At 63.9% G+C, this 11,932-nt stretch carries 12 protein-coding genes; 7 read left to right on the top strand and 5 right to left on the bottom strand.

The features are described 5' to 3' along the window. Positions 1-8: 8 nt before the first annotated feature. Both coaE and dnaQ read left to right on the top strand, forming a co-directional pair. On the top strand, positions 9-602 hold the full coding sequence (coaE, locus tag V3H18_RS12335; RefSeq protein ID WP_332082391.1) for a dephospho-CoA kinase: 594 nt from the start codon (positions 9-11) through the stop codon (positions 600-602). 1 nt (position 603) lies between these two features. After that, positions 604-1,299: a DNA polymerase III subunit epsilon gene (gene dnaQ, locus V3H18_RS12330; protein ID WP_332082370.1), complete on the top strand. Its 696-nt coding sequence runs from the start codon at positions 604-606 to the stop codon at positions 1,297-1,299. 92 nt (positions 1,300-1,391) lie between these two features. Here the strand turns inward: dnaQ and secB are convergent, their stop codons facing one another. Together secB and V3H18_RS12320 are read right to left on the bottom strand one after the other, a co-directional pair. After that, the gene (secB, locus tag V3H18_RS12325) at positions 1,392-1,880 is read right to left on the bottom strand and encodes a protein-export chaperone SecB (protein WP_332082369.1); all 489 of its coding nucleotides are present in this window, start codon (positions 1,878-1,880) and stop codon (positions 1,392-1,394) included. A gap of 93 nt (positions 1,881-1,973) precedes the next feature. Next, entirely contained in the window at positions 1,974-2,423 is a 450-nt protein-coding gene (locus V3H18_RS12320; RefSeq protein ID WP_332082368.1) for an FxsA family protein, read from the bottom strand. A gap of 120 nt (positions 2,424-2,543) precedes the next feature. On the opposite strand from V3H18_RS12320, the gene V3H18_RS12315 reads away from it, so the two are divergent. Together V3H18_RS12315 and V3H18_RS12310 are read left to right on the top strand one after the other, a co-directional pair. After that, the gene (locus V3H18_RS12315; protein WP_332082367.1) at positions 2,544-2,999 is read left to right on the top strand and encodes a hypothetical protein; all 456 of its coding nucleotides are present in this window, start codon (positions 2,544-2,546) and stop codon (positions 2,997-2,999) included. An 83-nt stretch (positions 3,000-3,082) separates the two neighbouring features. Next, positions 3,083-3,820 carry a L,D-transpeptidase gene (locus V3H18_RS12310; RefSeq protein ID WP_332082366.1) on the top strand — a complete coding sequence of 246 codons (738 nt, stop codon included), beginning with the start codon at positions 3,083-3,085 and terminating at the stop codon, positions 3,818-3,820. 48 nt (positions 3,821-3,868) lie between these two features. On the opposite strand, the gene V3H18_RS12305 is transcribed toward V3H18_RS12310, so the two are convergent. Both V3H18_RS12305 and V3H18_RS12300 read right to left on the bottom strand, forming a co-directional pair. Then, positions 3,869-4,078 (bottom strand): hypothetical protein, encoded by a 210-nt coding sequence (locus tag V3H18_RS12305; protein ID WP_332082365.1) that lies wholly within the window; start codon positions 4,076-4,078, stop codon positions 3,869-3,871. 6 nt (positions 4,079-4,084) lie between these two features. Next, on the bottom strand, positions 4,085-5,503 hold the full coding sequence (locus tag V3H18_RS12300) for a glutamate synthase subunit beta (RefSeq protein WP_332082364.1): 1,419 nt from the start codon (positions 5,501-5,503) through the stop codon (positions 4,085-4,087). A gap of 143 nt (positions 5,504-5,646) precedes the next feature. On the opposite strand from V3H18_RS12300, the gene V3H18_RS12295 reads away from it, so the two are divergent. Both V3H18_RS12295 and V3H18_RS12290 read left to right on the top strand, forming a co-directional pair. Beyond that, the gene (locus V3H18_RS12295) at positions 5,647-5,886 is read left to right on the top strand and encodes an AbrB/MazE/SpoVT family DNA-binding domain-containing protein (RefSeq protein WP_332082363.1); all 240 of its coding nucleotides are present in this window, start codon (positions 5,647-5,649) and stop codon (positions 5,884-5,886) included. After that, a complete protein-coding gene (locus V3H18_RS12290; protein WP_332082362.1) occupies positions 5,873-6,274 on the top strand; it encodes a PIN domain-containing protein in 402 nt (133 codons plus the stop codon). Before V3H18_RS12295 ends, V3H18_RS12290 begins: the two co-directional genes overlap by 14 nt. Positions 6,275-6,313: 39 nt before the next feature. On the opposite strand, the gene gltB is transcribed toward V3H18_RS12290, so the two are convergent. After that, entirely contained in the window at positions 6,314-11,008 is a 4,695-nt protein-coding gene (gene gltB / locus V3H18_RS12285; protein WP_332082361.1) for a glutamate synthase large subunit, read from the bottom strand. Positions 11,009-11,474: 466 nt separating this feature from the next. On the opposite strand from gltB, the gene V3H18_RS12280 reads away from it, so the two are divergent. Continuing rightward, positions 11,475-11,932, top strand: a 458-nt coding sequence (locus V3H18_RS12280) for a hypothetical protein (protein ID WP_332082360.1), incomplete at its 3' end; no start/stop codon positions are given.

Here is an 11,932-nt window from a genome sequence, read left to right as displayed (position 1 = left end):
ACAGGAAAATGCTGCGCGTCGGGCTGACCGGCTCCATCGGCATGGGGAAATCGACGACCGCCGACATGTTCCGCGCCGAAGGGATCACGGTGCTCGATTCCGACAAACTCGTGCATGATCTTTATCGCGGCGCGGCGGTCGCGGCGATCGAGCGCGCCTTTCCGGGCGTCGCCGTCGATGGCGTCGTCGATCGCGCGAGGCTCGCCGCCCGCGTGCTCGACGATTCCGCCGCGCTGAAACGGCTGGAGGCGATCGTCCACCCGCTCGTCTTCGCGGCGCGCGACGCTCTGGTGAAAGAGCGTGAGGCGAAAGGCGATCGCATCATCGTCTTCGACATCCCGCTGCTGTTCGAGACCGGGGGCGAAAAGGATGTCGACGCGATCGTCGTCGTCACTGCGCCGGAAACTGTGCAAAAGGCGCGCGTCTTGGCGCGTTCCGGCATGACGGAAGAGAAATTCGCCGCCATCTTAAGGAAGCAGACGCCTGATTCGCAAAAGCGCGCCCGCGCCGATTTCATCGTGCATACGGACAAGGGGATGGACGCTGCGCGCGAAGAGGTGCGAAATATCGTAAAGGCGCTTCAAGCGCGTTTGGACAAGTGATATGCGCGAGATCGTTCTCGATACCGAAACGACCGGCCTCGATCCCGCGAGCGGCCATCGCGTCGTGGAGATCGGCGCGGTTGAAATCTCCAATCTCATTCCCACCGGCCGCTATTTCCATCGCTATATCGATCCGCAGCGCGACATGCCGGAAGAAGCCTTTCGCGTGCACGGCCTCTCGCGTGAGTTTCTCGCGCAGCACAAGGTCTTTGCCGAGATCGCCGTCGAATTCCTCGACTTCATCGAGGACGCGCCGCTCGTCATTCACAACGCCGAATTTGATACGCGCTTCCTCAACGCCGAACTCGCGATTCTCAGCCTGCCGCCCTTAAATTCGGCGCGCGTCATCGACACGCTCGCCATGGCGCGTCGCCGCCATCCTGGCGGGCCGAATTCGCTCGACGCTCTGTGCCAGCGCTACGCCATTGATCTCTCGCGCCGCGACAAGCATGGCGCGCTGCTCGACGCTAATCTCCTTGCGGAAGTCTATGCGGAGCTCTGCGGCGGGCGCCAGGCCGCGCTTTCCCTGCAGACGGTTCAGGCCGTGCGCGTCGCGGCGTCCGGCGGCGATCTGATTCGTGCGCGTCCCGAACCGCTCGCGCCGCGCCTCAGCGCCGCCGAGGAAGAAGCCCATTCGGCCTTCATCGCGACGATGAAGGCGCCGATCTGGGATCGCTATCTCTCGCGGAAAGACTGACGCCTGCGACGCCAGATGCTGGGGTTTGTCATTCCCGGCAGGCCGAAGGACTGACCGGGAATGACATAAGCGTAGTTGATGCAGATAAGGCGTCAGTTCGGCTGGGCCGATGCCTGACCGGCGGCTTCCGCCGCCTTCTGCTGATAGAGCGCGACGAAGTCGATTGGGTCGATATAGAGCGGCGGATAGCCGCCCTGCCGCGTCGCCTCGGCGACGATCTGGCGCACGAAGGGAAAGAGCAGGCGCGGGCATTCGATCATCACGATCGGATGCACCTGCTCCTGAGGAATGTTCAGCAGCCGAAAGACGCCGCCATATTCGAGGTCGAGCTGGAAAAGCAGGCCCTCGCCCTCGCCGGCCTTGGCGTCGAGCGTCAGCGTCACTTCGAAATCCGTCGCCGCGAGCTGCTTGGCGTTGACGTTGACCTGAATGCCGATATTGGGCGCCTGTTCCTGTGGGCCGAGCGAGCGCGGCGCATTGGGATTCTCGAAGGAGAAATCCTTCAGATATTGCGCGAGCGCATTCAGAGCCGGAGCCCCGCCCGGCGTTTCTTGCGCGCCGTTGCCATTGGTGTCGGTCATTTACGGGCCTCCCAGCCGAGCCGTCTTGATCGGAAAAGTTGCGCCCGCGTAACACGTCTCTCCCATGCGAACAAGGCGCGGGGCCGCCCTTCGCTATTTCGCCGCGCCGCGCGGCGACCGCGCGCGCCGGCGCGCGCCTGGGGGCGGAATATGGCGCCATTCGCGCGGGTCGAGGTCGATAAGGCGGGGGTCCGAGGCGCCGCGCGCCCGGAGCCGCTCGATAAGCCCCTGTCGAATCGAAGGGGATTTGAGCGCCAGTCCGACGAAATCCGAGGCGAGGCCCGGCAAGATCAAAAGCAGCGACCCGAGCGCCTGCAACGCCCCGTCAAACGTCTCGCCGCTCTGCCGCTCGGTCTTCGGCCGCGTCAGGCGTCCGCGCAAATAAGGGAGCAACCCCCTCGCCTCGGCGAGCCCGAAGAGCGAGGCGGCTAAGTCGAGCGCGATCGCGGCGAAAATCCCGACGGCGTGGACGATAAGCGCGAAAGCGAGAATCTCCAGCGCGATCCATGCCGCGAGGACCAGGGCGATAAGCTTTGATTTCATGTGATGATCCGGCTTTCCCCCGGCCGCCCGCCGCGCTGGCGTCAAGGACGCGCCCCCTTGATTCGTGACAGGCGCGCGTCGACATGATAGCCGACGACAAATTTAGGCGGGAGTAAGCAAATGCCGGCGGGCGGCGATCTTTTCGACCCATCCCTTATCGTTTTCGCGGTGCTCGCGGTTTTCGTCATCTGGAAACTCCGTTCGGTCTTGGGCGTGCGGGTCGACCGGGAGACGCCGCCGCCGTCGCGTTTCGAGCCCCGCCGGCCCGCCGCCGCCGTCGCGACGCCCGGAGAGCCTTTGGTGTTCCGTCCGCCGGTCGCCTCCGGACCCTCGGCCGCGCCGGCTCTTCCCGACCGCCCCGCGATCGGACCGACGCAGCAATTGACCGGCGCGGGAGCGGCCACGGAGCTCGCGAAGCGAACGCCTGTGCGGGCGACCGATTCCCCTGCGCCCGCGCAAGCGCTCGCCCGCCATATCTTCGTCCAGGGCGGCGACCAGAATCCGCGTCCCAACCGCGCCGACGATTATCGCTGGCGCCCGCCCGCCCCCGCCGCGGAAGATTCTCTGCAACGCTGACGATTTGTGCGCCTGCGCACGGAACGATTGCGTGGGGTTCTGCATTCTCTCTGCACAACAGAGGAACTGTGGAGCCCGCGATTATGTCCCGCCAAACGAAATTCGACGCCAGCCGCTTTCTCGCCGTCGCCGCTCTCGCCGCCGCGACCGGGCTAGCCTCTACCGCCGTCCAGGCGAAGGAGCGTTCCTTTTTCGAGGCGCTTTTCAACCCGCAGGGGCAGAACGAGGAAATGACCGCCTATTACAATGACGGGCGCGAGCAGCAGGCTTATTACGGCGCGCAGGATCAGCAGCAGGCTTATTACGGCGGGCAGGACCAGCAGGGCGCTTACGGCGAGCAGGAAGACCAGAAGCTGGCGCGCGAATATCCCTCGACGACCCGCGAGATCGTCGCCGATCCGACCAATGAGCGCCCCGGCACGATCACCGTCGACACCAAGAACCGCTATCTCTATCTGTCGCTGCCGAACGGCGAGGCGGTGCGCTATGGCGTCGGCGTCGGGCGCGACGGCTTCACCTGGAAGGGACGCACCCATGTCGGCCGCAAGGAGGCGTGGCCGGACTGGACGCCGCCCGCGGCCATGCTGAAGCGCCGCCCCGACCTGCCGCGCCATATGGCCGGCGGCGAAGACAATCCGCTGGGCGCGCGGGCCATGTATCTCTTCTCCGGCGATCGCGACACCATGTTCCGCATTCATGGCTCGAACGAGCCGTGGAGCATCGGCCAGGCGGTTTCTTCCGGCTGCATCCGCATGCTGAACACGGACGTCACCGACCTCTACAGCCGCGTGAAGGTCGGCACGGCGGTGAACGTGCTGTAATCGGCGCCTATAAGAGAATGACGAAGGCCCCGGAGTTCCGGGGCCTTTTTATTCCAGCGAGCAGCTAAAGACGAAATTGGTGAGCGCCGAGAAGGTCAGCTGAATGAAGATCCATATGCCGATCAGGGTCCAGGCGAGCCTGTATTTCTCCTGACCGTAGAGGAACGCGCCAAAGAGCGGCAGAATCAAAAAGAAGAACTGCCAAGGCACGGCGACGAAAGTGTCGCAATACCAGAGATTCAATTTTTCGCTGACCATTCTTCCTCACCTTGGCAGATTGCTTTCGCCCATCAGCAGGGCGTCGACCGCGTGGGCGCATTGCCGTCCCTCGCGAATGGCCCAGACGACGAGCGATTGTCCGCGCCGCATGTCTCCGCAAGCGAAGATTTTCTCGCGCGACGACTGATAGGCGCGCGTATCCGCCGCGATATTCCCGCGCGCGTCAAGTTCGACGCCGAGCTCTTCGATGAGCCCTTCGCGCACCGGCGAGACGAAGCCCATGGCGAGCAGCACGAGATCGGCCTTCAGCGTGAATTCGCTGCCCGGCTCCTCCTGCATCTTGCCGTCGACGCGCACGCAGCGGAGCGCCTTGACGACGCCGTCCTTGCCCTGAAACTCCTTCGTCAGCACGGAGAATTCCCGTGACGATCCCTCGTCATGCGACGAGGAGGTCCGCAGCTTCAATGGCCAGTCCGGCCAGGTCTGAAGCTTGTTTTCCCGCTCCGGCGGGCGCGGCATGATTTCGAGCTGGGTGACGGACAGCGCGCCCTGCCGCACAGAGGTGCCGATGCAGTCGGAGCCCGTGTCGCCGCCGCCGATGACGATGACATGCTTGCCCGTCGCGAGAATAGGCTCATTCGTCGTGAGCGGCTCGCCGGAGACGCGCCGATTCTGCTGCGGCAGAAAATCCATGGCGAAATGCACGCCGCGCAATTCGCGGCCCGGAACCGGGAGGTCGCGCGGCTGCTCGGCCCCGCCGGCGAGAACGACCGCGTCATGGCCCTGGATCAATTCCGCCGCCGAGAGATCGACGCCGACATGGACGCCATAATGGAACTGAACGCCTTCAGCCTCCATTTGCGCGACGCGGCGGTCTATCAGATGCTTCTCCATTTTGAAGTCGGGAATGCCATAGCGCAGCAGGCCGCCGGCCTTGGCGTTCTTTTCATAAACATGGGCGTCATGGCCGGCGCGCGCGAGCTGCTGCGCCGCGGCGAGCCCCGCGGGGCCGGACCCAACGATGGCGATTTTCTTGCCGGTCTTGCGCTTGGGCGGCTCCGGAAGAATCCAGCCTTCCGAAAAGCCGCGGTCGACGATCGCGCATTCGATCGTCTTGATCGTCACCGGCTGCTCCTGAAGGTTCAGGGTGCAGGAGGCCTCGCAAGGCGCCGGGCAGACGCGGCCGGTGAATTCCGGGAAGTTATTGGTCGAATGCAGGTTAAGCAGCGCGCGGCGCCAGTCGCCGTGATAGACGAGGTCGTTCCAGTCCGGGATCTGATTATTGACCGGACAGCCATTGTGGCAAAAGGGAATGCCGCAATCCATGCAGCGCGAGGCCTGATTGCGGGTCGTCTCGTCCGACAGCGGGATGACGAATTCGCGATAATGGCGAATGCGGTCAGCCGCCGGCTTATATTTGCGGTCCTGCCGGTCGATCTCGAGAAAACCCGTCACCTTGCCCATATTGCTTGTCAGCCTTCCGCGCGATTTCCAATGGTTCTAAACGCTTTCGCCGACGCGCCGTCAAGCGCGGGGGCATGAGATTGACGCACGCGTGAACGACGCCTAGATATACAGTTCAAAAAAAGTATATCTAGAGGTCCGCGATGCGCATCGCCAAGTGGGGGAACAGCCTCGCCGTACGGCTGCCCGCGAAACTCGTTCATGAACTCGGCTTGAAAGAGGGCGACGAACTTTCACTTACGGTGAAAGGACAAAAAGCAGTCGAAGTCGCGGCTGAGAAACGGCCCTCGGCGGAGGAGTTGCTCGCGCGGGTGAAAGAAATTCGCGATAAGTTCCCGGCGGATTTCAAGTTCGACCGCGAAGAAGCCAATGCCCGCCGCTGACGCTTTTTTCGACACGAACGTCTTGATCTACTATGTGTCTTTTGAGGAAGACAAAGCGAAACGCTCGGCAAAATTATTGGCGCAAGGCGGCGTCGTGAGCGTCCAAGTTTTGAACGAATTCGCGAATGTTGCGCGGCTCAAACGAAAAATGTCTTGGCCGAGCATTCGATTGAGCCTTGATGCAATTCATTCGGTTTGCTCGGTCGCTCCCCTCACCTTGGAGACGCATGAGCGTGGACTTGCGCTGGCGCAGCGGCACAATTTCTCGATCTACGATGCGATGATCGTTGCAGCGGCTCAGCTTGCCGGCTGCAAGACGCTCTATACCGAGGATTTGCACGACGGGCATGTCGTCGAAGGATTGAGGATAAGAAATCCTTACGTTTGAAGTGGAGCATGACGACCGTGCTGGAGAGCCCGGCGGCTCTTACTCCCCGGCGGCCTTCAGCTTCTCCGGCTGGTTCTTGCGGGCGTTGAGTTCGTTCAGCGCGCGGCGATATTCGACCGGCATCACCTTGCGGAACTTCGCCATGTAATTCGGCCAGTCGTCGAGAATGACGCGCGCGCGCGTCGAGCCCGTATAGCGCAAATGATTGGCGATGAGCTGGCGCAGGCGTTCGGCGTCATAGCGCGTCATGTCGCTCATCACGTCGACGCGGCCATGGCCTTCGAGATCGCCCGACTGGTGATAGGTCTCGGTCATGGCGGCTTCCTCGTCGCGCACCGGCTCGAGGTCGACCATGGCGAGGTTGCAGCGGGTCGAAAAGCTCTCGTCCTCGTCGAGAACATAGGCGATGCCGCCCGACATGCCCGCCGCGAAATTGCGGCCCGTCTCGCCGAGCACCACCACGACGCCGCCGGTCATATATTCGCAGCCGTGATCGCCTACGCCCTCGACGACGGCGATCGCGCCGGAATTGCGCACCGCGAAACGTTCGCCGCCGACGCCGCGGAAATAGCATTCGCCGGCGATCGCGCCGTAGAGCACCGTATTGCCGACGATGATCGACTTCGACGGCTCGATCTGCTTCGCCTCGCGCGAAGGGTAAATAATGAGCTTGCCGCCCGAGAGGCCCTTGCCGACATAGTCGTTGGCCTCGCCTTCGAGCCGCAGCGTCACGCCGCGCGCGAGAAAGGCCCCGAAGCTCTGGCCCGCGGTGCCCGTCGCGCGAATGTCGATCGTGTCCTCGGGCAGGCCCGCATGGCCGTAGATGCGCGCGAGTTCGCCCGAGAGCATCGCGCCGGTGGCGCGATCCACATTGCGGATCGGCGTCTCGATCGAGACTTTGGCGCCGCGATCGAGCGCCGCGCGCGCCTCGGCGATGAGCTTGTTGTCGAGAACCTTGTCGAGCCCGTGATCCTGCGTCTGGCTATGGCGGATGGCGCCGCCTTCGCCCTCTGGCTTGTGGAAAAGCTTCGTAAAGTCGAGGCCTTGCGCTTTCCAATGGGCGATGGCCTTGTCCTTGTCGAGCATCTGCATCTGCCCGACCATCTCGTCAAAGCGCCGATAGCCCATGGCGGCCATCAGCTCGCGCGTCTCCTCCGCGACGAAGAAGAAGAAGTTGATGACATGCTCGGGCTGGCCGACGAAGCGCTTGCGCAGCACCGGGTCCTGCGTCGCGACGCCGACCGGGCAGGTATTGAGATGGCATTTGCGCATCATGATGCAGCCCGCCGCGATAAGCGGCGCGGTGGCGAAGCCGAATTCGTCCGCGCCGAGCAGCGCGCCGATTACGACGTCGCGGCCGGTGCGCAGGCCGCCATCGACCTGAACGGCGATGCGCGAGCGCAAATGGTTCAGCACAAGCGTCTGATGCGTCTCGGCGAGCCCGATCTCCCAGGGGCTGCCGGCGTGCTTGATCGAGGTCAGCGGCGATGCGCCGGTGCCGCCCTCAAAGCCCGAGATCGTCACATGGTCGGCGCGGCCCTTGGAGACGCCGGCGGCGACCGTGCCGACGCCGACCTCCGAGACGAGCTTCACCGACACATTGGCTTTCGGATTGGCGTTCTTCAAATCGAAAATGAGCTGCGCCAAATCCTCGATCGAATAAATGTCGTGATGCGGCGGCGGCGAGATGAGGCCGACGCCCGGCGTCGAATGGCGCACCTTGGCGATGACGGCGTCCACCTTGTCGCCCGGCAATTGGCCGCCTTCGCCGGGCTTCGCGCCCTGCGCCATCTTGATCTGGATCATGTCGGCGTTGACGAGATATTCGGTCGTCACGCCGAAGCGCCCCGAGGCCACCTGCTTGATGGCGCTGCGCATCGAGTCGCCGTTCGGCAGCGGCTTGAAGCGGTCCGGCTCCTCGCCGCCCTCGCCCGTATTCGACTTGCCGCCGATGCGGTTCATGGCGATGGCGAGCGTCGTATGCGCCTCGCGCGAAATCGAGCCGAAGGACATGGCGCCGGTCGAGAAGCGCTTAACGATCTCGGCCGCGGACTCGACCTCGTCGAGCGGGACGGGCGTGCGGCCATCCTCCTCCGCGCCCTTGATGCGGAAGAGGCCGCGCAGGTTCAAGAGCTTCTCGTCCTGCTCGTTCAATTGCCTGGCGAAGGCGCGATATTTGTCCCGCGCATTGCCGCGCACCGCATGCTGCAACAGCGATATGGTCTGCGGCGTCCAGCTATGCGCCTCGCCCCGGATGCGGAAGGCGTAATCGCCGCCCACGTCCAGCGCGTCGCGATAGACGGGGGCGTCGCTGAAGGCGAGGCGATGCCGGCGCACCGTCTCGCGCGCGATCTCTTCCAGGCCGACGCCCTCGATGCGCGTCGTCGTGCCGGTGAAGAATTCGTCGACGAAGCTCTGCGCAAGCCCGACGGCGTCGAAAATCTGCGCGCCGCAATAGGACTGATAGGTGGAGATGCCCATCTTGGACATCACCTTCAGCAGCCCCTTGTCGACCGCCTTGATGTAGCGCTTCACCGCCGTGTCGGCGTCGACCTCCGGCGGAAACTCCGCCGCCGAAGCCTCGATCGTGTCGAAAGCGAGATAAGGATTGATCGCCTCGGCGCCATAGCCCGCGAGACAGGCGAAATGATGCACTTCGCGCGCCTCTCCCGTCTCGACGACAAGGCCGACAGAGGTGCGCAGCCCCTTGCGGATCAGATGATGATGCACGGCGGCGGTCGCGAGCAGCGCCGGGATCGGAATACGGTCCGGGCCCACCATCCGGTCCGACAGGATGATGATGTTGTAGCGGCCCGTCACCGCCTCCTCGGCGCGCTGACAGAGGCGCTTCAAGGCGTCGCGCATGCCCTCGGCGCCCTTGGCGGCGTCGTAGCTGATCTCGATCGTCTTCGTGTCGAAACTGTCTTCGACCATGCCGATCCAGCGAATCTTCTCGAGGTCCGCGCTCGTCAAGATCGGCTGGCGCACTTCGAGCCGCTTCTTGTTCGCCGAGCCTTCATGGTCGAGGATGTTGGGCCGCGGACCGATGAAGGAGACGAGGCTCATGACCAGCTCCTCGCGGATCGGATCGATCGGCGGATTGGTCACCTGCGCGAAGTTCTGCTTGAAATAGGTGTAAAGCAGCTTCTCCTTGTCGGAGAGCGGCGAGACGGGCGTGTCCGTGCCCATGGAGCCGACCGCCTCCTGCCCCGTCACCGCCATGGGGAAGACGAGGAGATCGAGATCTTCCTGCGTGTAGCCGAAGGCCTGCTGGCGATCGAGTAGCGACACGTCGGCGCGCGCCGGCCGCGCTTCGACGGGCTTCAGGTCTTCGAGCTGAATCTGGGTGCGCGCCAGCCATTCCTTATAAGGATGCGAGCTCGACAATTCCTTCTTGATTTCGTCGTCCGAAACGATGCGGCCCTGCTCCAAATCAACGAGCAGCATCTTGCCAGGCTGCAGACGCCATTTGGCGACGATCTTCTCTTCCGGGATCGGCAGAACGCCCATCTCGGAAGCCATGACGACGAGGCCTTCGTCGGTGACGAGATAGCGCGCGGGACGCAGGCCGTTGCGGTCGAGCGTCGCGCCGATCTGGCGCCCGTCGGTGAAAGCCATGGCGGCGGGGCCGTCCCACGGCTCCATCAGCGCGGCGTGATGCTCGTAAAAAGCCTTGCGGTCGGCGTCCATCAGCGGATTGCCGGCCCAGGCTTCGGGAATCAGCATCATCACCGCATGGGCGAGCGAATAGCCGCCGCGGACAAGGAATTCGAGCGCATTGTCGAAACAGGCGGTGTCCGACTGGCCTTCATAGGAGATCGGCCACAGCTTGCTGATGCCATTGCCGAATAGCGGCGAGGAGACCGACGCCTGCCGCGCGGCCATCCAGTTGAGATTGCCGCGCAGCGTGTTGATCTCGCCGTTATGCGCGACGAAGCGGTAAGGATGCGCGAGCCGCCAGGACGGAAAAGTGTTGGTCGCGAAGCGCTGATGCACGAGCGCCAGCGACGAGATGAAACGCGCGTCCTTGAGATCGAGGAAATATTCCCCGAGCTGCGAGACGAGCACCATGCCCTTGTAAACGATGGTGCGCGAAGAGACCGACACCGCGTAGAACTCGCGCCCGCCATTGCCGAGCGTATAGATTTCGTTCGAGGCGGCCTTGCGCGCGAGATAGATGCGCCGCTCGAAATCGTCGGAATCGACGACGCCGGGGCCACGGCCGACGAAAATCTGCGCATGATGCGGCTCGACCGCCTTCACCGCCTTGCCGAGATCGCTCGAATCGACGGGAAGATCGCGCCAGCCGAGAACGACGAGGCCCTCGTCCTTCGCCGCCGCTTCGACAATGCCGCGCGCCTTGGCGCGGGTTCCGGGGTCGCGGGGCATGAAATATTGGCCGATCGCGTAATCGCCGGCGGCGGGCAGCGCGATGCCGAGCCCGGCGCATTCCGCCTTGAAGAATTCATGCGGGATCTGCACGAGAATGCCGCAGCCGTCGCCGAGTTTAGGATCGGCGCCGACGGCGCCGCGATGGTCGAGGTTCAGGAGGATGCGCAAGCCCATCTCGACGATGGCGTGGCTTTTTTCGTTGCGCATGTTGGCGACGAAGCCGACGCCGCAGGAGTCATGCTCCTTGGCGGGATCGTAAAGCCCTTGCGCTTGCGGAAGAGCGGGATCGCGGCCGAGCGGCGGCTGCGCGGCTTCGGCGAAATGCTCCACGGCTTTCGTCATTTCGGCGTCTCCTCGACAAGTCCGACGCCTCTTGCGTGCGCGCGCCTTGCCCCCTCATCGAACCATAAACCGTTCCGCGCGCGACCGAAAATCGTCATGCGCAGCCTAAGACCCAAACGCCGGTTCGCAACGGCGGTTGCAAATTCCCTCGACGCCTTCGCCGCCGCCCGCCTTGATAGAGGCAAGGGGCGCGCCACCCTTGAGAATTCCGTCTCACTCTCTGCCTACCCGCCCCGGCGGGGCGGACATCATGAAACGGAACAAGAGCTTGCGAAAGCGAGCGCCGCTTAAGGTCAGCATAGCTGACATATCGGCGGGCTGTTTTACTGCCAGATTTACGGTGAAGTGACAAGCAATCGCATGAAGTTCGAGGCGCCGGAACGCTAAACCTCCTGGCCGTCCCATGCTCGCCGCAATCCTGTCCGAGCATCCTCTCCAGCCGAGAGGGCGAAACAAGGACCAAACAATGCCGTCATCAGGTTGGAAAGCGTCGCTGCCGCTGGCGTTCGGGATTGCGGCCGCGAGCGTCTTCGCGCCGCAGCAGGCTTCGGCGCAATTCTTCTTCCGTCCCTTCGGCTTCGCCTATCGTTCCGAAGCGCCGGAGGAGACGCCGCTCTACGCCTCGCGGCGCGCTGTCGCCGGCATATTGGGGCGAGAAGGCTTCCGTCTCGTCGGGCCGCTCGGCCATCGCGGCGAGCAGATCGTCGCGATGGGCGTGAACCGCCGCGAGGGGGAGATGCGCTTCATCATCGACCCCTATGAGGGACGAATTCTGCGCGCGGTCCGACTGGGGCCGCCGCCGATGTACGACAGAGGCTACGACCGCGGGCCGGGGGGCGAACCGGATTACGCGCCGCCGGGCGGCGGCGCGCGGCCCTATGCGCGCGATCTCGGCGAGGAGGATGACGGCCCGCGCGCCGAGCA

The organism is Methylocystis borbori (assembly GCF_036576025.1).
GTDB lineage: Bacteria > Pseudomonadota > Alphaproteobacteria > Rhizobiales > Beijerinckiaceae > Methylocystis > Methylocystis borbori.
This window is presented reverse-complemented; position numbering and strand designations above follow the sequence as displayed.